The sequence below is a fragment of the Pseudonocardia petroleophila genome, assembly GCF_014235185.1.
Taxonomy (GTDB): Bacteria; Actinomycetota; Actinomycetes; order Mycobacteriales; family Pseudonocardiaceae; genus Pseudonocardia; species Pseudonocardia petroleophila.
Genome location: NZ_CP060131.1, coordinates 4,652,148 through 4,675,197 on the forward strand (window position 1 = coordinate 4,652,148; position 23,050 = coordinate 4,675,197).

21 protein-coding genes are annotated in these 23,050 nt (G+C 74.0%); 13 read left to right on the forward strand and 8 right to left on the reverse strand.

What is annotated here, in order from left to right:
* The first annotated feature begins 71 nt into the window (after nucleotides 1-71).
* Both H6H00_RS22945 and H6H00_RS22950 read left to right on the forward strand, forming a co-directional pair.
* Entirely contained in the window at nucleotides 72-1,016 is a 945-nt protein-coding gene (locus H6H00_RS22945) for a heme o synthase (RefSeq protein WP_379539967.1), read from the forward strand.
* Nucleotides 1,017-1,212: 196 nt separating this feature from the next.
* Nucleotides 1,213-2,109: a hypothetical protein gene (locus tag H6H00_RS22950; protein WP_185717777.1), complete on the forward strand. Its 897-nt coding sequence runs from the start codon at nucleotides 1,213-1,215 to the stop codon at nucleotides 2,107-2,109.
* Between the two features lie 99 nt (nucleotides 2,110-2,208).
* On the opposite strand, the gene fdhA is transcribed toward H6H00_RS22950, so the two are convergent.
* Entirely contained in the window at nucleotides 2,209-3,426 is a 1,218-nt protein-coding gene (fdhA, locus tag H6H00_RS22955) for a formaldehyde dehydrogenase, glutathione-independent (RefSeq protein ID WP_185717778.1), read from the reverse strand.
* Between the two features lie 61 nt (nucleotides 3,427-3,487).
* Nucleotides 3,488-4,900: an LVIVD repeat-containing protein gene (locus tag H6H00_RS22960; RefSeq protein WP_185717779.1), complete on the reverse strand. Its 1,413-nt coding sequence runs from the start codon at nucleotides 4,898-4,900 to the stop codon at nucleotides 3,488-3,490.
* 126 nt (nucleotides 4,901-5,026) lie between these two features.
* On the opposite strand from H6H00_RS22960, the gene H6H00_RS22965 reads away from it, so the two are divergent.
* A complete protein-coding gene (locus H6H00_RS22965) occupies nucleotides 5,027-5,623 on the forward strand; it encodes a DUF305 domain-containing protein (protein WP_185717780.1) in 597 nt (198 codons plus the stop codon).
* On the opposite strand, the gene H6H00_RS22970 is transcribed toward H6H00_RS22965, so the two are convergent.
* Entirely contained in the window at nucleotides 5,612-7,609 is a 1,998-nt protein-coding gene (locus H6H00_RS22970) for a S9 family peptidase (RefSeq protein WP_185717781.1), read from the reverse strand. The two genes, H6H00_RS22965 and H6H00_RS22970, sit on opposite strands and share 12 nt — an antisense overlap.
* A gap of 89 nt (nucleotides 7,610-7,698) precedes the next feature.
* Between H6H00_RS22970 and H6H00_RS22975 the strand changes: the two genes are divergently transcribed.
* The 3 genes from H6H00_RS22975 to H6H00_RS22985 are packed head-to-tail and all read left to right on the forward strand — an operon-like array spanning nucleotide 7,699 to nucleotide 11,323.
* The gene (locus H6H00_RS22975; RefSeq protein WP_185717782.1) at nucleotides 7,699-8,751 is read left to right on the forward strand and encodes an extracellular solute-binding protein; all 1,053 of its coding nucleotides are present in this window, start codon (nucleotides 7,699-7,701) and stop codon (nucleotides 8,749-8,751) included.
* Nucleotides 8,752-8,756: 5 nt separating this feature from the next.
* Nucleotides 8,757-10,292, forward strand: a complete 1,536-nt coding sequence (locus H6H00_RS22980; RefSeq protein ID WP_255425325.1) for an ABC transporter permease — start codon at nucleotides 8,757-8,759, stop codon at nucleotides 10,290-10,292.
* Nucleotides 10,289-11,323: an ABC transporter ATP-binding protein gene (locus H6H00_RS22985; RefSeq protein WP_185717783.1), complete on the forward strand. Its 1,035-nt coding sequence runs from the start codon at nucleotides 10,289-10,291 to the stop codon at nucleotides 11,321-11,323. The genes H6H00_RS22980 and H6H00_RS22985 overlap by 4 nt, the downstream gene beginning before the upstream one ends.
* Here the strand turns inward: H6H00_RS22985 and H6H00_RS22990 are convergent.
* Genes H6H00_RS22990 through mptB form a run of 5 tightly spaced genes read right to left on the reverse strand, consistent with a single transcriptional unit; the run spans nucleotide 11,309 to nucleotide 16,621 of the window.
* Nucleotides 11,309-12,280: a quinone oxidoreductase family protein gene (locus tag H6H00_RS22990; protein WP_185717784.1), complete on the reverse strand. Its 972-nt coding sequence runs from the start codon at nucleotides 12,278-12,280 to the stop codon at nucleotides 11,309-11,311. The two genes, H6H00_RS22985 and H6H00_RS22990, sit on opposite strands and share 15 nt — an antisense overlap.
* A gap of 7 nt (nucleotides 12,281-12,287) precedes the next feature.
* The gene (locus H6H00_RS22995; RefSeq protein ID WP_344735741.1) at nucleotides 12,288-13,238 is read right to left on the reverse strand and encodes a COX15/CtaA family protein; all 951 of its coding nucleotides are present in this window, start codon (nucleotides 13,236-13,238) and stop codon (nucleotides 12,288-12,290) included.
* Between the two features lie 47 nt (nucleotides 13,239-13,285).
* Entirely contained in the window at nucleotides 13,286-14,089 is an 804-nt protein-coding gene (locus tag H6H00_RS23000; RefSeq protein WP_185717785.1) for an ABC transporter permease, read from the reverse strand.
* Nucleotides 14,086-15,009, reverse strand: coding sequence for an ABC transporter ATP-binding protein (locus H6H00_RS23005; protein WP_185717786.1), 924 nt, complete (start codon nucleotides 15,007-15,009; stop codon nucleotides 14,086-14,088). Before H6H00_RS23005 ends, H6H00_RS23000 begins: the two co-directional genes overlap by 4 nt.
* A 10-nt stretch (nucleotides 15,010-15,019) precedes the next feature.
* On the reverse strand, nucleotides 15,020-16,621 hold the full coding sequence (mptB, locus tag H6H00_RS23010) for a polyprenol phosphomannose-dependent alpha 1,6 mannosyltransferase MptB (RefSeq protein ID WP_185717787.1): 1,602 nt from the start codon (nucleotides 16,619-16,621) through the stop codon (nucleotides 15,020-15,022).
* A gap of 133 nt (nucleotides 16,622-16,754) precedes the next feature.
* Here mptB and H6H00_RS23015 point away from each other — a divergent pair, with 133 nt between their 5' ends.
* Genes H6H00_RS23015 through H6H00_RS23045 form a run of 7 tightly spaced genes read left to right on the forward strand, consistent with a single transcriptional unit; the run spans nucleotide 16,755 to nucleotide 23,007 of the window.
* Nucleotides 16,755-17,483: a helix-turn-helix transcriptional regulator gene (locus tag H6H00_RS23015; protein WP_379539970.1), complete on the forward strand. Its 729-nt coding sequence runs from the start codon at nucleotides 16,755-16,757 to the stop codon at nucleotides 17,481-17,483.
* 20 nt (nucleotides 17,484-17,503) lie between these two features.
* Nucleotides 17,504-18,910, forward strand: coding sequence for a Fe-S cluster assembly protein SufB (gene sufB / locus H6H00_RS23020; protein ID WP_439653248.1), 1,407 nt, complete (start codon nucleotides 17,504-17,506; stop codon nucleotides 18,908-18,910).
* 50 nt (nucleotides 18,911-18,960) lie between these two features.
* Entirely contained in the window at nucleotides 18,961-20,085 is a 1,125-nt protein-coding gene (gene sufD / locus H6H00_RS23025) for a Fe-S cluster assembly protein SufD (RefSeq protein ID WP_255425863.1), read from the forward strand.
* 26 nt (nucleotides 20,086-20,111) lie between these two features.
* Entirely contained in the window at nucleotides 20,112-20,873 is a 762-nt protein-coding gene (sufC, locus tag H6H00_RS23030; protein ID WP_185717790.1) for a Fe-S cluster assembly ATPase SufC, read from the forward strand.
* A complete protein-coding gene (locus H6H00_RS23035) occupies nucleotides 20,873-22,120 on the forward strand; it encodes a cysteine desulfurase (RefSeq protein WP_185717791.1) in 1,248 nt (415 codons plus the stop codon). The genes sufC and H6H00_RS23035 overlap by 1 nt, the downstream gene beginning before the upstream one ends.
* Nucleotides 22,121-22,573: a Fe-S cluster assembly sulfur transfer protein SufU gene (sufU, locus tag H6H00_RS23040; RefSeq protein WP_185717792.1), complete on the forward strand. Its 453-nt coding sequence runs from the start codon at nucleotides 22,121-22,123 to the stop codon at nucleotides 22,571-22,573.
* A complete protein-coding gene (locus H6H00_RS23045) occupies nucleotides 22,570-23,007 on the forward strand; it encodes a metal-sulfur cluster assembly factor (RefSeq protein WP_185717793.1) in 438 nt (145 codons plus the stop codon). Before sufU ends, H6H00_RS23045 begins: the two co-directional genes overlap by 4 nt.
* Nucleotides 23,008-23,050 lie beyond the last annotated feature (43 nt).

Below are 23,050 nucleotides of genomic sequence, written 5' to 3' on the forward strand. Positions count from 1 at the left end.
TCATGCGCCGGGCTAGGATCGACGCGCTGTAGAAGAACCGCCCCACCACATCGCGGATCGAGGTTGTGCCGGTGAGTGTGCCCGTGTCCGACGTGGCACCGACGCAGGTCGGGTTCGTGGCCCGTGCCCGTACGACCGTCGGCGCCTACCTGGGCCTCACCAAGACCCGGATCATCGAGCAGCTGCTCGTGGTCACGGTGCCGGCGATGTTCCTCGCGCAGCGGGGGATCCCGAGCGTGTGGCTGATCGTCGCCACGCTGCTCGGCGGCGCGCTGGCCGCGGCGAGCGCGCACGCGCTCAACTGCGTCGTCGACGCCGACATCGACAAGGTGATGAAGCGCACCGCCCGTCGCCCGCTGGCCAAGGGCCAGGTGCCGCCGCGCAACGCGCTGGTGTTCGGCCTGGCGCTGGGCGTGCTCAGCTCGGTGTGGCTCGGCCTGACGACGAACTGGCTCGCCGCCGCGCTGTCGGTCGCGGCGATCGCGTTCTACGTGCTGGTCTACACGCTGCTGCTCAAGCGCCGGACGTCGCAGAACATCGTCTGGGGCGGCGCGGCGGGCTGCATGCCCGTCGTCATCGGGTGGGCGGCGGTCACCGGCACCGTCGAGTGGCCCGCGCTGGTCATGTTCGCGGTCATCTTCTTCTGGACGCCGCCGCACTTCTGGGCGCTCGCCATGCGCTACCGCGAGGACTACGCCGCCGCCGGGGTGCCGATGCTGCCCGTCGTGGCCACGCCGGTGCAGGTGTCGCGGCGGATCGTCGCGTACTCGTGGGTGATGTTCGTGGTCACGCTCGCGCTGCTGCCCGTCACGTCGTGGATCTACGCGGCCGTCGCGGTGCTGGGCGGGGCCTGGTTCGTGTTCTCGGCCCACCGGCTGCACCACGACATCGTCGCGGGCGACGAGATCAGCCCGATGAAGCTGTTCCACCTGTCCAACATGTACCTGTGCCTGCTGTTCGCCGCGATCGCGGTGGACGCGGCCATCGGCCTGCCGGTCCTCGGCCTGCCCTTCTAGCGACACGGCCCGCGCCGCGCAGGCCCCCGGGCTCGGCGCAGGCCCCCGGGCTCGGCGCAGACCCAGGGGCTCGGCGCAGACCCAGGGGCACGGCGCAGACCCCCGGCGGTCTGCGCGGTGACCACGCGGTCTGCGCGGTGGGTCGGGCTGTCCCGTTCGGCCTCGGGAGCACCGCCCGCCGCGGCATCCTCGCCCGGTGGATCCCCTCCTGCACCGGCGTGCGCTGCTCGCCGGCGGCGCCGTCCCGCACGAGGTCCGGCGGCAGCTGCAGCGCGGGGAGCTCGTCGGGGTCCGGCGCGGTCGTTACGTGGCGGGCGGGCTGCCGACGCGTCCCGAGCTGCGCCATCTGCTCCACGTCCACGCGGCGATGACGGAACTGGCGCCGGACGCCGTCGCGAGCCACCAGTCGGCCGCCGTCGTGCACGGACTGCCGCTCTGGAACGCCGACCTCACCCGGGTGCACGCGACGCGGGACCGGCGGTCGGGTGCCCGCCGCAGCCCCGTCACCCACCTGCACGCGGCCCGGCTGGACCCCGACGAGGTCGTGGTCGTCACCGGCGTGCGGGTCACCTCGGTCGCGCGCACGGTGCTCGACGTCGCGCGCTCGCTGCCGTTCGACGCCGCCCTCGTCGTCGCCGACGCGGCACTGCACCGCCACCTCGTCACGCGCGAGGAGCTGGCCGCTGCGCTGGTGCGGGCGCAGCGGTGGCGGGGTACACCCGGGGCGGGGCGGGTGCTGGCGTTCGCCGACCCCGGTTCGATGAGCGTCGGCGAGACCCGCAGCCGCGTCGCCCTGCGCGACGCCGGTCTCCCGGCGCCCGTGCTGCAGTGGCGGGTCCGCGCGTCGGACGGGACCGAGGTGGCGCAGACCGACTTCGGCTGGCCGGAGCTGTGGACGGTGGGGGAGTTCGATGGCCGGGTGAAGTACGGCCGGTCCCTGCGACCGGGCGCGGACCCCACCCGGCTGCTGGTCGAGGAGAAGCGGCGCGAGGACGCGGTCCGGGCCGAGGGCCTCGGGATGGTGCGGTGGATGTGGGCCGACCTCGACCGCTTCGCGCCGGTGGCCGAGCGGCTGCGGCGGACGTTCCGCTGACCGCCCGCCGCCACCGCGCAGATCCCGCTGTCACCGCGCAGACCGCCGGGGGTCTGCGCGGCGCCCGGGGGTCTGCGCGGTCGAACGGGGTGGCCGGGGTCAGGCCGCCGGGATCAGCCCGTTCGGGTTGAGCACGTACTTCTTGGCCGCACCCGCGTCGAACTCCTGGTAGCCGCGCGGGGCGTCGTCGAGGGTGAGCACCTCGGCGTTGACGGCGTCGGCGATGTGCGCCTTGTCGTGCAGGATGCTCATCATCAGCCCGCGGTTGTACTTGAGCACCGGGCACTGGCCGGTGTGCAGGGAGTGGCTCTTGGCCCAGCCCAGCCCCAGGCGCACCTTCAGCGTGCCCTGCTTGGCGTCGTCGTCCCCGGCGCCTGGGTCGCCGGTGACGTAGAGCCCGGGGATGCCGAGGCCGCCGCCCGCGCGGGTCAGCGACATGATCGAGTTGAGCACCGCGGCCGGCTGCTCACCCGCGTCGGCGCCGTGGCCGGTGGCCTCGAAGCCCACCGCGTCGACCGCGCAGTCGACCTCGTTGGTCCCGAGGATCTGGCCGATCTGGTCCTCCAGGGTCGCGTCGGCCGAGACGTCGACGGTCTCGCAGCCGAACGAGCGGGCCTGCGCGAGGCGGTCGGCGTTGAGGTCCCCGACGATGACGACGGCCGCACCCAGCAGGTTCGCCGCGTACGCGGCGGCCAGGCCGACCGGGCCCGCGCCCGCGACGTAGACGGTGGACCCCGTCGTGACGCCTGCGGTGTACGCGCCGTGGTAGCCGGTGGGGAAGATGTCCGACAGCATCGTCAGGTCGAGGATCTTCTCCAGCGCCTGGTCGCGGTCGGGGAACTTCAGCAGGTTGAAGTCGGCGAACGGGACCATGACGAACTCCGCCTGGCCGCCCTCCCAGCCGCCCATGTCGACGTAGCCGTACGCGGAGCCCGCGCGGGCCGGGTTGACGTTGGTGCAGATGCCGGTCTGGCCCTCGCGGCAGTTGCGGCAGCGCCCGCAGGCGATGTTGAACGGCACCGAGCAGATGTCGCCGATCTCGAGGAACTGGACGTCGCTGCCCTTCTCCACGACCTCGCCGGTGATCTCGTGGCCGAGGGTCTGGCCGGGCGGGGCGTCGGTGCGACCGCGGACCATGTGCTGGTCGGAACCGCAGATGTTCGTCGAGACCGTCCGCAGGATCACCGCGTGGTCGGCCTTGCGCGTCATGCCCATCGCCTCGGCCACCTCGGCCGGGACCTCGAGCTTGGGGTAGTCGTGGTCCTCGACCGCGACGACGCCGGGCTCCTTGTAGACGACGATCTTGTTTCCGCTCATGCGTGCCTCCTCATGTGTCGAGGACGGCCTACCCGGCGGCGGACGGGGGTGAAACCCGGGCTCAGCGCCCGTAGACGGGCTGGGTCTGGGGGTTGAACACGTCGAAGGTGACGTCCCCGGCCCCCGCGATCGCCGCGTCGTCGACGGCGAGCACGTCGAGACCCTTCCGGATGTCGGAGGAGAAGACGTGGCCGTTGTACCAGTACGCCGACCACGACCCGCCCAGCGTCAGCTCGGTGCCCGACAGCGGCCCGCGCTCCCAGAACCCGATCTCGACGGGGTTCGCGGAGTCGGTGAAGTCCCACACCGAGACCCCGCCCTGGTACCAGGCCTGCACCATGACGTCGCGGCCCGGGACCGGGATCAGCGAGCCGTTGTGGGCCACGCAGTTCTCCTGCTCGGTCTGCAGCCGCGGGATCTTGTAGTAGCTGCGGAACTCCAGCTGCCCGTCGACGACGTCGTAGATCCCGTCGGCCCCGCGGAACGGTCCGACGGCCGCGGTGCAGGTGGCCGCGCTGCCGCCGCCCAGCTCGTCGGTGAACACGACCTTCGACCCGTCGTCGTTGAACGTGGCGCTGTGCCAGAACGCGAAGTGGGTGTCGTCGCGCACGCGCTCGATCACCTGCGGGTCCTCGCGGTCGGAGATGTCCATGAGCACGCCGTCGCCCATGCAGGCGCCGGCGGCGAGGTCCTTCGCCGGGTAGACGGTGATGTCGTGGCAACCGGTGGTGGTGTCGCTGCCGGGACCGGGGTTGCCGCCGTCGGGGAACAGCACCGGCTCCGCGACGACGGCGGCGGCCGCCGGGTCGGCCAGCGGCACCTCGACGATCGAGATCCGGTCGTGCGGCGGGAGGCAGCCGAGCAGCTCGGGCGCGGGGGCGTAGGAGGAGACGTAGAGGTAGACCGACTCGCCCGCGGTGTCGGGGACCAGCGTGTGGGTGTGCGAGCCGCACGCCGTGGCCACCGACGTCACGTAGGCCGGGTTCGCCGGGTCGGAGACGTCGAAGACCTTGATGCCCTCCCAGTACGGGAGCAGTCCCTGGTTCTGCGGCACGGCCGAGCAGGTGTCGTCGCTCCAGCGGGAGTCGGTGGACAGGAACAGCAGGTCGCCGCTGACGGACACGTCGTTCTGCGAGCCGGGGCACAGCACCTGGCTGACGACCTGCGGCGCGGCCGGCTCGCTGATGTCGTAGACGACGAAGCCGTCGTAGTTGCCGACGTAGGCGAGGTCGCCGGAGAACGCGATGTCGGTGCCGTAGGACCCCTCGCCGGTGAACGGCTCCTGCTTCGGCACGTTCGCGACCTGGGTGACGTCGTCGCTGCTCACGATCTCGTCGACGCCCGGTCCGACCGGCGGCGGCCCCGGCACGGTCGCGGACGCGGGGGGCACGGTCGCGGACGCGGGCACCGGCGCGACCAGCGCCAGCGCCGCCACCGCCGCCGTGACCAGTACGGTCCTGAGCCGTCCGCGCATCGCTGATCGTCCCCCCGACGTGTCCCCCGACCGCCCCGCACTGTGCCAAGGGAACCGGACGTTTCCGAACCCCCACGCGGGAGGACCACCCGTCCGGACCATCTCGCCCTCGGTAGCGTGACCGCCATGCGACGCGCACTGGCGGTCTCCGTCGCCGTGCTCGCCCTGGCCGGGTGCGGGGCGGCGCCGGACGGGCCGCGGGTCGTCGTCCCCGGCGCTCCGGGGGAGCCCGCGCGGGTCATGTCGGGGACGGAGGCGGCGCAGCGGCGCTCGCCGGTGCCGGTGTCGCCCGCCGACGTCGCGTTCGTCGAGCGGATGGTCCCGCACCACGAGCAGGCCCTGGAGATGGCCGCGCTGGCCCCGGCACGGTCCGCCGACCCGGGGGTGCGGGCGATGGCCGAGCGGATCGCGGGCGTGCAGGGCCCGGAGATCGCCGTGCTGCGGGCGTGGCTCGCGCGCCAGGACCCCCGCTCCGCGCACGGCGACCACACCGGGATGCCCGGCACGGCCACCCCCGCCCAGCTCGACGAGCTCGCCGCCGCGACCGGGCCCGCGTTCGACCGGCTCTTCGTCGCGCTGATGATCGCCCACCACGAGGGCGCGCTGGCGATGGCGGCGCAGGTGCGCACCGCGGGCACCGACCTGTTCGTCGCCGCGTTCGCCGACGACGTCGTCGCCACGCAGAGCGCCGACGTCGACCGGCTGCGCGGCCTACTGCAGTAGGTCGGGGGTCGCCCAGTCCTTGCCGAGCACGTGGTGGTCGAGGAACGCCAGCACGGTGGCGTACCAGACCGCGGCGTTCTGCGGCGTGAGGATCCAGTGGTTCTCGTCGGGGAAGTACAGGAACCGGTGCGGCAGCTCGTCCGGGTCCCCGTCGTGGCGGCTGACCAGGTCCCACCACAGCCGCAGCGCCTCGCCGACGGGCACGCGGTAGTCGCGGTCGCCGTGGATGACGAGCACCGGGGTGGTGATCGCATCGGCGTGCAGGTGCGGGCTGTTGGCCAGCGCCGTCTCCGCGGTCATCTCGCGCCGCCAGTACCAGGGGGCGTCGGTCGTCGGGCCGAACTGGTCGAGCGCCCACAGGCTCGCGTGCGTGACGATCGCGGCGAAGCGGTCGGTGTGCCCGGCGATCCAGTTGGCCATGTAGCCGCCGAACGACCCGCCCATCGCGGCCGTCCGGGTCCCGTCGACGTCCGGTCGCGCGACGGCGGCGTCGGTGAGCGCCATGAGGTCCGTGTACGGCGCGCCGCCCCACTCGCCCCAGCCGCGGGCGACGAAGTCGAGCCCGTAGCCGGTGGACAGCGCCGGGTCCGGCAGCAGCACCGCGTACCCGTGCGCGGCCATCAGCCACGGGTTCCACCGCCACTGCCAGGCGTTCCAGCTGCCCAGCGGGCCACCGTGGATCCACAGGACGAGCGGCGCGGGCTCCGTCGAGTCCGGCAGCACCAGCCAGGCGCGCAGCGGCGTCCCGTCCTGCGCGGTGGCGTGCACCTCGGTGAGCGTGCCCGGCACGTCGGGGGCGGGCTCGGGGGCCGGGAGCGGCACGGGCCGCTGGTCGGGGGTGGTGGCGTCGAGCCGGACGGGGGCGGGCGGGGCGTCGATCGCGCTGCGCAGGGCGTAGACGACGGTGCCGTCGGGGGAGACCCGCACGTCGGTGTAGGCGCCGTCGTCGCCGGTGAGCCGGGTGACCCGGCCGTCCTCGACGCGGAACACCGGGGAGCGGCCCCCGTCGTCGGCGGTGACGACGAGCGCGGCGCCGTCGGGCGTCCACTGCGCGCCGGTCGCCCAGCGGTCCCACCCCGGGGCGGCGTCGACGGGCTCCCCGCCCGCGAGCGGCAGCACGACCAGCCGCAGGTCGGTGGGGACGTGCGGGGTCGACAGGCTCTCCCGGACGCACGCGACGAGCGTGCCGTCCGGGCTGATCACCGGGCCGTGGAACTCGTGGCCGGGGTCGTCGGCGAGCACCCGCCGCTCCCCGGTCGCGGTGTCGACGACGACGAGCGTGGACCGGGTGCCCCCGCCGCGCTGCGGCACCGCCCACGAGCTGACGACGTGGCGCCCGTCGGGGGTGACGTCGTGGGAGCCCTCGACGAGCGCGGCACCGGGGACGGGGGTGAGGTCGGTCCACGGGTCGCCGACGGCGGGCGCGCAGAGCAGCCGCGGCGCGTCCGGCCCGAGGTCGTGGTCCCAGAACCGGACGGGGTGCGCGGCGTGCAGGATCCCGGTCACCTTCTTCTCCCGGCGGGCCTTCCGCCGTGCCTCGTCGTCCTCACCGGAGGTGGAGGTCGGCAGTGTCATCGACGTCACCACGACCGTGCCCGCGTCCCGGGCCACGGCGACGCCGCCGATCCCGCCGGGCCGGGTGCCGACGACCTCGGCCTCCCCGCCGCCGGCCGGCAGCCGCCAGAGCGCGGCGGGGGAGTCGGGGGCCTGCTCGGCGGCGTCCGGGTCGGGGCGGGCGGAGGTGAACAGGACGTCGCCGTCGGGGGTGAACACGGCCCCGGCCTCGCCCTTCGCGCTGCGGGTGAGCCGTCGGGCCGGCCGTTCACCGGAGGGGTCGATCTCCCACAGCGCGGTGCCGAAGCGGGTGCGGTCGGGTCCGGGCGTCGCCACGGACGTCACGAGGCGGGTGCCGTCGGGGGAGAGCGCGAGCCCGGACAGGCGCGGCAGGTCGAGGTAGCGCTGGACGTCGTCGAACCGGCTGGTCATGGACCCACCCTGGCGCAGTACCCGTCAGGCCGTCGACTCGGATCCGTGGGTAGGTTAGCCTGCGCTCAACTTCGGGAAAGGGACCTTTCGTGCATCCATCCAGCAAGTACGTGAGCCGGACGATCGCCCTGCTGACGGTCGGGGCCGCGCTCGTCGCGTGCGGGGGTGCGCCCGGCCCGGCGCCCGAGGCGGCCGCGGAGGGCGACGGCGTGCTGACGATCTACTCCGGTCGCAACGAGGCACTGGTCGGGCCCCTGATCGCGCAGCTGGAGGCGGCGGTCGGCAGCCCGGTCGAGGTCCGCTACGGCAGCACCGGGGAGATGGCCGCGCAGCTGCTGGAGGAGGGGGCCGACTCGCCCGCCGACCTGTTCTTCGCCCAGGACGCCGGCGCGCTCGGCGCCGTCGCGGGGGCGGGGCTGCTCGCGCCGCTGCCCGCCGACGTGCTCGAACCCGCCCTGGAGCGCTACCGCGCCGCCGACTCGACCTGGGTCGCCACCTCGGCGCGCGCCCGCGTCGTGGCCTACAACACCGCGCTGGTGCCCGAGGCCGACCTCCCCGCCTCGCTCGACGACCTGCTCGACCCCCGCTGGGCGGGCCAGATCGGCATCGCGCCGTCGAACGCGTCGTGGCTGTCGTTCGTCACCGGCCTGCGGCTGATCCGCGGGGAGGACGGTGCCCGCCAGTGGCTCACCGCGTTCGCCGCGCAGAACCCCCAGCGCTTCGACGGCAACGGCGCGGTCGTCGACGCCGTGGCGGCGGGCAGCGTGGCGGCCGGGCTGGTCAACCACTACTACCTGTTCGAGAAGATCGCGGAGCTCGACCCGGCCACCTACCCGGTCCGCAACCACTACGTCGCGAACGACCCGCTGGGGCTGGTCAACGTCGCCGGCGTCGGCGTCACCGCGTCGGCCGACGACCCGGGCCCCGCGCTGGAGGCCGTGCGCTACCTGCTCTCCACCGAGGGCCAGCAGTACCTCGTCGACGAGACCGCCGAGTACCCGGTGATCGCCGGTGTCACCCCGGCCCGCACCGACGTCGACCTGGCCCCGCTGGAGTCGCTGTCGGCCCCCGACGTCGACCTGGCCGACCTGTCGTCGCTGGCCGAGACCGAGACGCTGCTGCAGGAGGTCGGCCTGCTGTGACGGCGGTGGCCACGCGCCCCCGGGCCCGCGTCCGGCCGGGCCGCGCCCCTGCGCTGCTCGTCGGCTGGGGCGCGGTGGCGGGCGTCGTCGCCGTCGTCCCGCTGGTGTACCTGGTCGTGCGGGCGCTGGAGAACGGTCCGGGGCTGTTCCTGACCGTGCTCGGGCGCCCGCGCACGCTGGACCTGCTCGTCGCCAGCGTGCTGCTCGCCGGTGCGGTCACGGCGGTGTGCGTCGTCGTCGGGTCGCTGGCGGCGTGGCTCGTCGTGCGGACCGACCTGCCCGGGCGGCGCGTGCTCGCGGTGCTGTTCGCGCTGCCCCTGGCGGTGCCGTCCTACGTCGCCGGGTTCACCTGGATCTCCGAGTGGCCCACGTCGGCGGGGTTCTGGGGGGCGTTCGGCGTGCTCGCGGCCGTCAGCTTCCCCTACGTCTACCTGCCGGTCGCGGGGGCGCTGCGGGCCGCCGACGGCGGGCTGGAGGAGGTCGCGCGGTCGCTGGGCCACGGGCCCGCGCGGGTCCTGCTCGGCGTCACCCTGCGCCAGGCGTGGCCCGCGGCCACCGCGGGCGGGCTGCTCGTCGCGCTGTACGTGCTCAGCGACTTCGGTGCGGTCTCGCTCATGCGCTACGACACCTTCACGCTCGGGATCTACACCAGCTACCGCGGCACGTTCGACCGCACGCCGGCCGCGGTGCTCGGCTGCGTGCTCGTGGTTCTGGCCGCGCTGGTGACGTTCGGGGAGGCTCGGGCCCGCGGGCGCGCGGCGCACCGGATCGCGCGCGGCGCGGCCCGCCCGGCGGCCCCGGTGCGGCTCGGCGGCGCGCGGGTGCCCTGGCTGGGGTTCTCCGCCGTGGTCGTCGGCGTCTCGCTGGGCATCCCCGCGTGGAGCCTGACGCACTGGATGGTGGTGGGGTCCTCGCTCGGCGTCGACGTGTCCGACCTGGGCGCGGCCGGGCTGGTCACGCTGCAGGTCGCGGCGCTCGGCGCGCTGCTGACGACGGTGCTCGCGATCCCCGTCGGCGTGCTCGCCGCCCGGTACCGCGGCCGGGCGACCGCGGCGCTGGAGACCTCCACCTACGTCGCGCACGCCCTGCCCGGGATCACCGTCGGGCTGGCGCTGGTGTTCCTCGGCATCCGCCTGCTCCCGGGGATCTACCAGGAGACCCCGCTGCTCGTCCTGGCCTACGCGGTGCTGTTCCTGCCGCTGGCGGTCGGGGCGATCCGGGCGGCCGTCGCGGCCACCCCGGCGCGGCTGGAGGAGGTCGCACGCTCGCTGGGGCACGGGCGGATCACGACACTGGCCCGCGTGACGGTCCCGCTCGCCGCACCCGGCGTCGCCGCCGGGGCCGCCCTGGTCTTCCTCACCGCGGCCAAGGAGCTGCCGGCGACGCTGCTGCTGCGCCCCACCGGCGCCGACACGCTCGCGATCCGGCTGTGGACCCACACCGGAGCCGGTCAGTACGCGGCCGCGGCGCCCTATGCGATCCTGCTCGTCGTGCTCGCCGCCGTCCCCGTCCTGCTGCTCGACCGGGCCGTGCGGCGGTGACGCCCGCACTCGTCGTCCGGGGGGTGCACGCCTCCTACCCGGGCACGCCGGTCCTGCACGGGATCGACCTGACGGTCGCCCCGGGCGAGCTGGTGGCCGTGCTCGGCGGCTCGGGCTGCGGCAAGACCACGCTGCTGCGCGCCGTCGCCGGGTTCCACCCGCTCGACGCCGGATCGGTCGAGCTCGACGGCCGGCTCGTCGCCTCCGCCGACCCCTCCTCCGGCGGCGTCGACGTGGCGCCGGAGCGTCGCGGCGTCGGCCTCGTGCCCCAGGACGGTGCGCTGTTCGGGCACCTCACGGTGGCGGGCAACGTCGGGTTCGGGCTGGACCGCGCGGGCCGCCGCACCGGGCGGGTCGAGGAGGTGCTGGAGCTGGTCGGGCTGCCCGGGTACGGCCGGCGCCGCCCCGACGAGCTCTCCGGCGGCCAGCAGCAGCGCGTCGCGCTGGCCAGGGCGCTCGCCCCGGCGCCCGCGCTGGTCCTGCTCGACGAGCCGTTCACCGCACTGGACGCCGGACTGCGGGCCGAGGTGCGCGAGCAGGTCTGCGCGGCACTGCGGGCCGCCGGGGCCGCCGCCGTCCTCGTCACCCACGACCAGCAGGAGGCGCTCGGCGTCGCCGACCGGGTCGCGGTGCTGGTGGCGGGCCGGGTCGTGCAGGCGGGCGCCCCGCACGAGCTGTACCGGGCCCCCGTCGACCTCGACGTCGGCACGTTCGTCGGCGAGGCCGTGGTGCTCGCGGCGCAGGTCAGCGCGGGCCGGGCGGACACCGCGCTGGGCCGCCTCGCCGTCGACGGCCCGGACGGCCCGGGCCGGGTCCTGCTGCGCCCCGAGCAGCTCCGGCTGCGCGGCGGGTCGGCGGCCACGGTCCGCGAGGTGATCTTCCACGGGCACGACTCGACGGTGCTGGTCGAGCACGGCGGCACCGTGCTGCGCTGCCGCACCGCCGACGCCGACCTGCCGCGGGTGGGGCAGCGGGTCGACGTGGAGGTGGCGGGGCCGGTGCTGTTCTACCCGTCCTCAGGGGACCAGTAGCACCTTCCCGGTGGTCCGCCGGGCCTGCAGGTCCTCGTGGGCGGTGCGGGCCTCGGCGAGGGGGTAGCGGTGCCCGATGCGGACGTCGAGGGTGCCGTCGGCGACGGAGGCGTAGACCGCCGCGGCCCGCTCCCGCAGCGCCTCGGGGGTCGGGAGGTGGTGGAACAGCGTGGGGCGGGTGAGGTAGAGCGAGCCGCCGCGGTTGAGCCGCTGCGGGTCGACCGGTGGCACCGGGCCGCTGGCCGCGCCGAACAGCACGAGCATCCCGCGCACGCGCAGGGAGTCCAGGCTCGCGTCGAAGGTCGTCCTCCCGACGCTGTCGTAGGCGACAGCCACGCCGGTGCCGCCGGTGAGGTCGCGCACCGCGGCCGCGAGGTCGTCGACCTCGGTGTACCGGATCACCTCGGCCGCCCCGGCCCCGCGGGCCAGCTCCTCCTTCTCCGCGGTGGAGACGGTCGCGATCACCCGGGCGCCCTTCGCGGCGGCGAGCTGGGTGAGCAGCAGCCCGACCCCGCCCGCGGCCGCGTGCACCAGGACGTCGTCACCGGGCCGGACGGGGTAGGTGTCGTTCACGAGGACGTGGGCGGTCATGCCCTGCAGCAGCGCGCCGACGGCCAGGTCGTCGGACACGCCGTCGGGGACGGGGACGGCCTTCGCCGCGTCGACGGCGACGAGCTCGGCGTAGCTGCCGAGCTGCTCGCACCACGCCACGCGGTCGCCGACCGCGAACGCGTCGACCCCCTCGCCGAGCGCCCGCACCCGCCCGGCGCCCTCCAGCCCGGCGACGTAGGGCAGCGTCATCGGGTAGATGCCCTCGCGCTGGTAGGTGTCGATGTAGTTGACGCCCGCCGCCGCCACCTCCACGAGGATCTCGCCGGGCCCGGGGGCCGGGTCGTCGAGCTCGGTCGGCGTCAGGACGTCGGGGCCACCGGCCTCCGTGATCTGGATCGCGCGCACGGCCCGATCATGGCCCGGCGAGTGCCGGTTCCGCATCCCGGGTGCCGACCGGGGCGCCGGAGCGCTCGACGGTGGCGAACCACAGCGTCGACGCGGCGGCGGTGACCAGACCGGCGCCGAGCACGTGCAGCACGACCAGCACCTCCGGGACGCCGACCGCGTACTGGATGCCGCCGAGCGCGCCCTGCGCGAGCACGACGACGATCAGCACGCGGAACCGCCGGACCAGCGACGCGGGCGCGGCGACGGCGTGCAGGGCGAACCCCAGCCCGACCAGCAGCCCGAGGTAGCCGAACAGCAGCTCCGCGTGCAGCTGCGCCATGGACTCGACGCCCAGCCCGAGCCGCGGGGTCTCGGCGTCGCCGGCGTGCGGCCCCGCCGCGGTGACGAGCGTGCCCGCGACCAGCAGCGCGGCGAGCACCCCGGAGCTGACGCCGACCAGCCCGCGGATCGCCCGCGGCACCAGCGGCCGCGGCGGCCCGTCGCCCTCGCCGGTGGCCAGCACCAGTGCCGCGGAGAGCCAGACGAGCCCGGCCGAGACCATGAAGTGCAGCGCGACCCCGCCCCAGGCCAGGTCGGTGAGCACGGTGATGCCCCCGATGACGGCCTGCGCGACGATCCCCGCCGGCATCACGGCGGCCAGCAGGGTGAGCCGGCGCCGCCGCGGGCGGGTGCCGAGCGCGGCGAGCAGGACCAGCCCGGCGACGAGGACGATCACGAACGTCAGCAGCCGGTTGCCGAACTCGACCCACTGGTGCAGCGGTGCCACGTCGGCGTTCGAGACCGGCACCATGCTGCCGGGGAAGCACTCCGGCCACCCCGGGCAGCCCAGCCCGGACCCGGTGACCCGCACCGTGACCCCGGTGACCATGATCCCGACCTGGGCCACGAGGTTCGCGATCGCGAGGCGGCGCATCGTGGTGGCCGGGGTGACGGGGAGACGGTCGAGGACGCTCACGGACCGATCGTAGGCCGGGGCGCGGGCGGCCCGCCCGTCGCCGGGGGTCAGCGCAGCTTGACCAGCCGCGTCGCCGCGAGCCCGGCCGCCACCGCCCAGGCCACCAGTACCAGCACCGGGGTGAGGCCGGGCGGTGCGCCGGTCGTGAGCACGGTGCGCAGGCCCTCGGCCAGCGCACCCGACGGCAGCGCCGACGCCACCGCGGCCAGCGGGCCGGGGAGCTGGGCCACCGGGACGACGATGCCGCCGGCGAGCAGCAGCACGAACCACACGACGTTGGCGACGGCGAGGGTGACCTCCGCCCGCAGGGTGCCGCCGAGCAGGATGCCCAGCGCCCCGAAGGCCGCCGACCCGAGCAGCACGAGCAGCACCGCCCAGGCCGGTCCGGCGCCGGCGGGGCGCCAGCCCAGGACCGCGGCGATGACGCCGAGCACGACCATCTGCACGGCCACGATCCCCAGCACCGCGACCAGGCGGCCCGCCACGAGCAGCCAGCGGGGGAGTGCGGTGGCGGCGAGGCGGCGGATCACGCCGTAGCGGCGGTCGAAGCCGAACGCGATCGCCTGCCCGGTGAAGGCCGTGGACATCACCGCCAGCGCCAGCACCCCCGGCGTGACGCTCGCGACGCGCGGCTCCGGCAGCGGCACGAGGTCGAGCAGCGTGAGCCCGACCAGCAGGACGATCGGGATGAGCAGCGTCAGCAGCACCTGCTCGCCGTTGCGCAGCGCGAGCCGCAGCTCGGTGCCGGCCTGCGCGCGGAGCATCCTCAGCGGTGCGCCCGGACCCGGACGCGGGCTGAACGTGCCCGCCACGAACCGGCCCTGCGGGGAGGAGTACATCGACGACGTCATGTGCGCAGCTCCCGGCCGGTCAGTTCGAGGAACACGTCCTCCAGGCTGCGCCGGGCGACCTGCACGTCGTCGGCGAGCGCGCCCTGCTCGGCGCACCACGAGGTGATCACCGACAGCACCGCCGGGTTGATCCGGCCCTGCACGAGGTAGCGGCCGGCGATCGGCTCCGCGGCGCCGTAGCCGTCGGGCAGGGCGGCGCGCAGACCGTCGAGGTCCATCCCGGCGCGGGCGCGGAAGCGCAGCTCCTGCTGCTCGCCCGCGGTGAGGACGGCCGGTGTGCCGTGCGCGACGACGCGGCCGTCGTCGACGATCACGACGTCGTCGGCCAGCGCCTCGGCCTCCTCCATGAGGTGGGTGGTGAGCAGGACGGCGACGCCGTCGCGGCGCAGCGCGGAGATCAGGTCCCAGACCAGGCGGCGGCCCTGGGGGTCCATGCCTGCGGTCGGCTCGTCGAGGAACACCAGCTCCGGCCGGCCGACGACCGCGCAGGCGAGCGCGAGCCGCTGCTGCTGCCCGCCGGAGAGGCGCTTGTAGGGGGTGCGCCCGCAGGAGTCGAGCCCGAGGACCCCGGACAGCCAGCCGACGTCGAGGGGGTGGGCGGCGCAGGCCGCGACCACCCGCAGCATCTCCCCGGCGTGCACGCCCGGGTAGGCGCCGCCGCCCTGGGGCATCACCCCGATCCGGGCGCGCAGCGCGTCGGGCGCCCCCGCCGGGTCGACGCCGAGCACCCGCACCTCGCCCGCGTCGGCGGTGGCGAACCCGGTGCACACCTCGACGGTGGTGGTCTTGCCCGCGCCATTGGGCCCGAGCAGGGCCAGCACGGAGGCGGCGGGCAGCTCGAGGTCGAGCCCGTCGACCGCGGTCGTCCGGCCGTAGCGCTTGACCAGGCCACGGACGGACACGGCGGGGTGCGGACTCACGGGGGTGAGTCTAGAGAGGTGCCCCCGGGGTGTCCTGAGGGCGACCCGCCGGGACGCGCCCCGGCCAGGCGTCGACGTCGACCCCGGTGCGCCCGGCCAGGCTGCGCCGCACCACGAGCAGGGACAGTGCGAGCACCAGCAGCCCGGCGATGATGGCCATGGGCAGCTGGTAGGCGCGGAAGTTGAAGTCGGCCCCCGTCGGCGGCACGACGATCGCGAGGATGCCGGAGATCACCAGCATCGCCCGCCGCGCCTTGGGCATCGCCTTCGTGGCGGCCAGCGGGATGACCGCCCAGAGCAGGTACCAGGGGTGCACGATCGGGCTCAGCACCACGACCGCGGCCATCCCGGCGGCCATGCCGGTGATGGCGTCGAGCCGCCCGCGCAGCACGGCGAGCATCAGCCACCCGGCCAGCAGCGCGGCCAGCACCAGCCCGGCCGCGCGGGTGAGGGAGAGCACGGCGTCGGTGTGGTCGCCCAGGCCGCCGAGGATGATGCCGACCTGCCCGCCGAGCAGCCCGAAGTCGGTGGAGATCGACAGCCAGCTGCGGATCAGGCTGGGCGCGCCCAGCGCGTCGAGCCAGCGCAGGCCCAGGCCGGTGCCGTAGCCGAAGACCGCGTAGACCAGCGCCGCGATCGCGGTGAACAGCGCGGCCGCGATCGCGACGTCGCGCACCCGCCCGCCGCGCCGCCGCGCCCACTCGATGCCGAGGAACCCCAGCGCGAGCAGCGCGGGCAGCTTCACCGCCGAGGCCAGCACGATGAGCACGCCGCCGCCGAGCAGGTGCGGATCCCACCAGCGCTCGCCCGCGCGCAGGCCCACCTCGAACCCGACGAGCATCAGGCCGACCATCAGCGACTCGTTGTGCATGCCGCTGACCAGGTGGAACAGCACCAGCGGGTTGGCGACGCCGAGCCACATCGCGAGCCCAACGTCGAGCCCACAGCGCCGCGCGAGCTTCGGCAGCACCCACACGATCATCGCCACGCCGACCAGGGCCAGCGCCCGGTGCGCGAACACCCCGGCGACGATGTCGTTGCCGGTGAGCGCGGTGATCCCGCGGCCGAGCACGAGGAAGAACGGGCCGTACGGGGCGCCGGTGTCGCGCCAGATCGTGGGGATGGACCGCACCAGCGGGTCGTCGACGCCGAACGCCTCGGCCGGGCCGAGCGTGTACGGGTCGAGCCCGCGGGCCAGCGTGGCGCTCTGCGCGAGGTAGCTGTAGACGTCGCGGGAGAACAGCGGCGGCGCCAGCGCGAGCGGGATCGCCCACAGCACCGCGGTGCGGCCGAGCTGGGCCCGGGTCGGGGCCGGGGCGACGGCGCCGTTCTCGCGCAGCATCTTGCCGATCCACAGCCAGGCCAGCACGACCATGCCGATGCCGGCGTAGGTGATGGCGATGGCGACCGTGGCGTTGCGGCTGGGCAGGCTGAGCACCCGGATGCCGAACAGCGGGTTGGGGACGGGCAGGGCGCCGGACCCGAGCGCGCCCCCCGCCATCAGCAGCGACCCGACGAGCCCGAACAGCCGGGCGGTGCGGCTCGGGTCGCGCGCGGGCGGCGACGGCGGACCCTCGTCCACGATCGTGTCGTCCACCCCGGGTGCGGCCATGCCGGGAGCGTATCGACCTGCCGCGACGTGAAGCGCCTCACCCGTGGCGGGGGGTGCCTTTGCCGTCCTCGGCGATATAGGCAACACTGGCGTTGTGAAAACAACCGGCACCCCCGTTCTCGGGACCGTCGGTGTGCCCGTCCAGGCGGGGGGGCCCACCGACGGTCGCACCCGCGAGTCGGTCGCCCGCCTGCTCATGGAGCAGGGACCGATCACCGCGGCCGACGTCGCCGCGGCGCTGGAGCTGTCCTCGCCCGCCGTGCGCCGGCACCTCGACGCACTCCTCGCCGACGGCGAGGCCGACGTGCGCGACGCCCCCCGCCGGGGCCCGCGCGGCCGGGGGCGTCCCCCGAGGCAGTACCTGCTCACCGACGCCGGCCGGGCGCGCTTCGGCCACGGCTACGACGACCTCGCGGTCGCCGCGCTGCGCTACCTGGCCGAGCACGGGGGCCCGGACGCCGTCGAGGGCTTCGCGCAGAGCCGCGTCGAGGAGCTCCTCGGCGACGGCATCGCGACGGTCACCGCGGCGCACGGCGCCGACGCCCGGGTCGAGGCACTGGCCGACGTGCTCACCGCGCGCGGCTACGCGGCCCAGGCCCGGTCGGCGGGCACCGGCCCCGGCGGGCACGGCGTCCAGCTGTGCCAGCACCACTGCCCGGTCGCGCACGTCGCGGCCGAGTTCCCGGCGCTGTGCGAGGCCGAGACCCACGCCTTCGCGGAGCTGCTCGGCACCCACGTGCAGCGCCTCGCGACCATCGCCCGCGGAGATTCCGCGTGCACCACCCACGTCCCTCTGGATCCTCCCGAGATCCGGCGGAGCACGACAACCACCACGATCCCGAGAGGGAGACAGCCCGAATGACGACAGCTCCAGAAGTACCGATGACGCAGGACGAGACGATCGACTCGCTCGGCCGCTACGACTTCGGTTGGGCCGACCCGGACACCGCGGGCGCCACCGCACGACGCGGGCTGTCCGCCGATGTCGTCGCCGACATCTCCGCGCTCAAGAGCGAGCCGCAGTGGATGCTCGACTTCCGCCTCAAGGCCCTCGACATGTTCGAGAAGAAGCCGATGCCGCGCTGGGGCTCCGACCTGTCGGGCATCGACTTCGACAACATCAAGTACTTCGTGCGCTCGTCGGAGAAGCAGGCCGCCACCTGGGACGACCTGCCCGCCGACATCAAGAACACCTACGACAAGCTGGGCATCCCCGAGGCCGAGAAGGCCCGCCTGGTCTCCGGTGTGGCGGCGCAGTACGAGTCCGAGGTCGTCTACCACTCGATCCGCGAGGACCTCGAGGAGCAGGGCGTCATCTTCCTCGACACCGACACGGCGCTCAAGGAGCACCCGGAGCTGTTCCAGGAGTACTTCGGGTCGGTCATCCCCAGCGGTGACAACAAGTTCTCCGCGCTCAACTCCGCGGTGTGGTCGGGCGGCTCGTTCATCTACGTCCCGCCGGGCGTGCACGTCGACATCCCGCTGCAGGCCTACTTCCGGATCAACACCGAGAACATGGGCCAGTTCGAGCGCACGCTGATCATCGTCGACGAGGGTGCCTACGTGCACTACGTCGAGGGCTGCACGGCGCCGATCTACAGCTCCGACTCGCTGCACTCGGCGGTCGTGGAGATCATCGTGAAGAAGGGCGGCCGCTGCCGCTACACGACGATCCAGAACTGGTCGAACAACGTCTACAACCTGGTGACCAAGCGGGCCAAGGCCTACGAGGGCGCCACCATGGAGTGGGTCGACGGCAACCTCGGCTCCAAGGTCACCATGAAGTACCCGGCCGTCATGCTGATGGGCGAGCACGCCAAGGGTGAGGTGCTCTCCATCGCCTTCGCGGGCGAGGGCCAGCACCAGGACGCCGGCGCCAAGATGACGCACCTCGCGCCGCACACGTCCTCGACGATCATCTCCAAGTCGGTGGCCCGGGGCGGCGGCCGCACGTCCTACCGCGGGCTCGTGCGCGTCAACCCGAACGCGCACCACTCCCGGTCCACGGTGAAGTGCGACGCGCTGCTCGTCGACACGATCAGCCGGTCCGACACCTACCCCTACGTCGACGTCCGCAACGACGACGTCTCGATGGGGCACGAAGCCACCGTTTCCAAGGTGAGCGAAGACCAGTTGTTCTACCTGATGAGCCGCGGGCTCACCGAGGACGAGGCCATGGCCATGGTCGTGCGCGGATTCGTCGAACCCATCGCGCGCGAGCTGCCCATGGAGTACGCCCTGGAACTCAACCGGCTCATCGAGCTGCAGATGGAGGGTTCGGTCGGATGACCGACGTAGTTTCCGGCCTCGCCCCCGAGCTGGCCGGCGCGAAGAAGGGCATGGGCTCCAAGCCCCTGGCCAGCGCGAGCGAGCGCTTCACCGCCTACGACGTGGACGCCTTCGAGGTCCCCAGCGGCCGCGAGGAGAACTGGCGCTTCACGCCGAAGCGCCGCCTGCGCGGCCTGTGGGAGACCACGTCGTTCGAGGCGTCGGCCACGGTCACGGTGGGCGACGCCGGTGCGGCGGGCGTGGCGGTCGAGACCGTCGGCCGCGACGACGCGCGGATCGGCGAGGGCGGCGTCCCCGCCGACCGCATCGCCGCCGCGGCGTGGTCGGCGTTCACCGAGGCCACCGTCGTCACCCTCGACGGCACGCCCGAGCCGGTGACGATCTCGGTCACCGGCCCGGGCGAGGGCGCGGTCGCGGTGGGGCACGTGCAGATCCGCACGACCCCGCACACGGTCGCCACCGTCGTCGTGGAGAACAGCGGCTCCGGCACGCTGGCCGACAACCTCGAGGTCGTGCTGGCCGACGGCTCCACGCTGCACCTCGTGGTCACCGAGGAGTGGGCCGACGACGCCGTGCACACGGGCTCGCACCACTTCTCGATCGGCCGCGACGCCACGCTGCGCGGTGTCGCCGTGCAGCTCGGCGGAGACCTGGTGCGCATCGTGTCGACCGTGAACTACCGCGGCCCCGGCGGCGACGCCGAGCTGCTGGGCCTGGGCTACGCCGACGCGAACCAGCACCTCGAGCAGCGGCTGCTCGTCGACCACGGCGTGCCGCAGTGCACGAGCAACGTGCTCTACAAGAACGCCCTGCAGGGCGACGGGGCCCACACCGTCTGGATCGGCGACGTGCTGATCCGCGCGGCCGCGGAGAACACCGAGACCTTCGAGTTCAACCGCAACCTCGTGCTCACCACCGGCGCCCGCGCCGACTCGGTGCCGAACCTGGAGATCGAGACCGGCGAGATCGTCAGCGCCGGGCACGCCAGCGCCACCGGCCGCTTCGACGACGAGCAGCTGTTCTACCTGCAGAGCCGCGGCATCCCCGAGGACGCGGCCCGGCGCCTGGTCGTGCGCGGCTTCTTCGGCGAGATCCTGTCCAAGATCACCCTGCCCGACCTGCGCGAACGGCTGGAGGCGGCCGTCGAGGCCGAGCTCGCCGTCGTCGGCGTCTGACACCACCACACACGGAGCACTCACACATGTCCACCTTGGAGATCAAGGACCTGCACGTCTCGATCGCGGTCGACGGCGGCACCAAGGAGATCCTCACGGGGGTCGACCTGACGATCGAGTCCGGCCAGACCCACGCGATCATGGGGCCGAACGGCTCGGGCAAGTCCACGCTCGCCTACGCGATCGCCGGGCACCCGAAGTACGACGTCACCTCCGGCGAGATCCTGCTCGACGGCGTCGACGTGCTGTCGATGAGCGTCGACGAGCGCGCCCGCGCCGGCCTGTTCCTCGCCATGCAGTACCCGGTCGAGGTCCCCGGCGTGTCCACGGCCAACTTCCTGCGCTCCGCGGCCACCGCGGTCCGCGGCGAGGCGCCGAAGCTGCGCACCTGGGTCAAGGAGGTCAAGGGCGCGATGGCCGACCTCGACATCGACCCCGCGTTCGTCGACCGCAACGTCAACGAGGGCTTCTCCGGCGGCGAGAAGAAGCGCCAGGAGGTGCTGCAGCTCTCGCTGCTCAAGCCCAAGTTCGCGGTGCTCGACGAGACCGACTCCGGCCTCGACGTCGACGCCCTGCGCGTCGTCTCCGACGGCGTCAACCGCTACCGCGCGGGCGGCGAGACCGGCGTCCTGCTGATCACGCACTACACGCGGATCCTGCAGCACATCCGCCCCGACGTCGTGCACGTCTTCGCCGGTGGCCGGGTCGTCGAGTCCGGCGGCCCCGAGCTGGCCGACGAGCTGGAGAAGAACGGGTACGAGCGGTTCACGAAGGCTGCTGCCGTCTGATGGACGTCCAGAAGATCCGGGCGGACTTCCCGATCCTCGCGCGCACCGTGCGCGGGGGTCGGCCCCTGGTCTACCTCGACTCCGGGGCCACCGCGCAGCGGCCGCGGCAGGTGCTCGACGCGGAGCGCAGCTTCCTCGAGCAGCACAACGCGGCCGTGCACCGCGGCGCGCACCAGCTCGCCGAGGAGGCCACCGACGCCTACGAGTCGGCCCGCGCGCGGATCGCCGCGTTCGTCGGGGCCGACCCGGGCGAGGTCGTGTTCGTCAAGAACGCCACCGAGGGCATCAACCTCGTGGCGTACGCGATGGGCAACGCCGCGGGCTTCCCGGGCGCGGAGCGCTTCGAGATCGGCGCGGGCGACGAGATCGTCGTCACCGGGCTCGAGCACCACGCCAACCTGGTGCCGTGGCAGGAGCTGTGCCGCCGCACCGGAGCCGTCCTGAAGTGGTTCGAGGTCTCCGAGGACGGTCGCATCGACCTCGACAGCGACCCGATCACCGAGCGCACGAAGATCGTCGCGTTCGCGCACCAGTCCAACGTGCTCGGCACGATCCTCCCGGTCGAGGAGCTGACCCGGCGGGCGAAGGCGGTCGGCGCGCTGGTGCTGCTCGACGCCTGCCAGTCGGTGCCGCACATGCCGGTCAACCTCACCGAGCTCGGCGTCGACTTCGCGGTGTTCTCCGGGCACAAGATGCTCGGGCCGTCCGGGGTCGGCGTGCTCTACGGGCGTGCCGAGCTCCTCGCCGCGATGCCGCCGTTCCTCACCGGCGGGTCGATGATCGAGATGGTGCGGATGGAGGGGTCGACCTACGCCCCGCCGCCGCAGCGCTTCGAGGCAGGGGTGCCGATGACGTCGCAGGCCGTGGGCCTCGCGGCGGCCGTCGACTACCTGAACGAGATCGGGATGGAGTCGGTGCACGCCCACGAGCTGGAGCTCACCGCTCTCGCGATCGAGGGCCTGTCGGCGATCCCCGGGGTCCGCGTGCTGGGCCCGGTCACCACCGACGACCGCGGCGGCGCCGTGGCGTTCGTCGTCGACGGGGTGCACGCGCACGACGTCGGCCAGGTGCTCGACGACCGCGGTGTCGCGATCCGCGTCGGGCACCACTGCGCGTGGCCGCTGCACCGACGCTTCGGGGTGGCCGCCACCGTCCGGGCGTCGTTCCACGTCTACAACACGCCGGACGAGGTCACGGCTCTGGTCGAGGGCGTGCAGGCGGCCCGCGAGTTCTTCGGGGTGGCGTAGATGCAGCTCGAACAGATGTACCAGGAGATCATCCTGGACCACTACCGCACGCCGCACGGTGCCGGACTGCGCGAGCCGTACGACACCGAGTCCATGCAGATCAACCCGACCTGCGGCGACGAGATCACCCTGCGGGTGCGGCTCGACGGCGACACGGTGGCGGAGGTCTCGCACGAGACGCTCGGCTGCTCGATCAGCCAGGCGTCGGCGTCGGTGCTCACCGACCTCGTCGTCGGCCGGTCCGTCGGCGAGTCGATGAAGATCCTCCAGGCGTTCCAGGAGATGGCGCAGGGGCGCGGCAAGGTCGAGCCCGACGAGGACGTGCTCGGCGACGGCGTCGCGTTCGCCGGCGTCGCGAAATACCCGGCGCGGGTCAAGTGTGCGCTGCTCGGGTGGATGGCGTTCAAGGACGCGGTCATCCGGGTCGGCGATTCCAAGGAGGCAACGGCATGAGCGAGACCACCGAGACGGCGGAGACGACCGAGACGACCGGGGCGGCGACGACCGGGTCCGACGACGTCGTCCGCGGGGCGGCGGGCATGCCCGAGCCGCCCGCCGCGGCCGACGGCCCGTCGGTCGACGACCTCGAGGAGGCCATGCGCGACGTGGTCGACCCCGAGCTCGGCATCAACGTCGTCGACCTGGGCCTGGTGTACGGCATCCAGGCCACCGACGGCGTCGCCACGATCGACATGACCCTGACCAGCGCGGCCTGCCCGCTCACCGACGTCATCGAGGAGCAGACCCGCTCCGCGCTGACCGGGGGCGGCACCGGCGGCCTGGTCAACGACATCAAGATCAACTGGGTCTGGATGCCGCCGTGGGGCCCGGAGAAGATCACCGAGGACGGCCGCGAGCAGCTGCGGGCGCTCGGCTTCCGCGTCTGACCGCACCCCTGGACAGGACCCCCGTCGGCTAGGTTCGACGGGG

Bases quoted from the DNA above. Each gene is read 5' to 3' on its own strand.
- sufD (WP_255425863.1), top strand. From the start codon at position 18,961: ATGGGCTCCAAGCCCCTGGCCAGCGCGAGCGAGCGCTTCACCGCCTAC.
- H6H00_RS22965 (WP_185717780.1), top strand. From the start codon at position 5,027: ATGCGACGCGCACTGGCGGTCTCCGTCGCCGTGCTCGCCCTGGCCGGG.
- H6H00_RS23000 (WP_185717785.1), bottom strand. From the start codon at position 14,089: ATGACGTCGTCGATGTACTCCTCCCCGCAGGGCCGGTTCGTGGCGGGC.
- sufB (WP_439653248.1), top strand. From the start codon at position 17,504: ATGACGCAGGACGAGACGATCGACTCGCTCGGCCGCTACGACTTCGGT.
- sufU (WP_185717792.1), top strand. From the start codon at position 22,121: ATGCAGCTCGAACAGATGTACCAGGAGATCATCCTGGACCACTACCGC.
- H6H00_RS22970 (WP_185717781.1), bottom strand. From the start codon at position 7,609: ATGACCAGCCGGTTCGACGACGTCCAGCGCTACCTCGACCTGCCGCGC.
- H6H00_RS23045 (WP_185717793.1), top strand. From the start codon at position 22,570: ATGAGCGAGACCACCGAGACGGCGGAGACGACCGAGACGACCGGGGCG.
- H6H00_RS22960 (WP_185717779.1), bottom strand. From the start codon at position 4,900: ATGCGCGGACGGCTCAGGACCGTACTGGTCACGGCGGCGGTGGCGGCG.
- fdhA (WP_185717778.1), bottom strand. From the start codon at position 3,426: ATGAGCGGAAACAAGATCGTCGTCTACAAGGAGCCCGGCGTCGTCGCG.
- H6H00_RS23035 (WP_185717791.1), top strand. From the start codon at position 20,873: ATGGACGTCCAGAAGATCCGGGCGGACTTCCCGATCCTCGCGCGCACC.
- mptB (WP_185717787.1), bottom strand. From the start codon at position 16,621: ATGGCCGCACCCGGGGTGGACGACACGATCGTGGACGAGGGTCCGCCG.
- sufC (WP_185717790.1), top strand. From the start codon at position 20,112: ATGTCCACCTTGGAGATCAAGGACCTGCACGTCTCGATCGCGGTCGAC.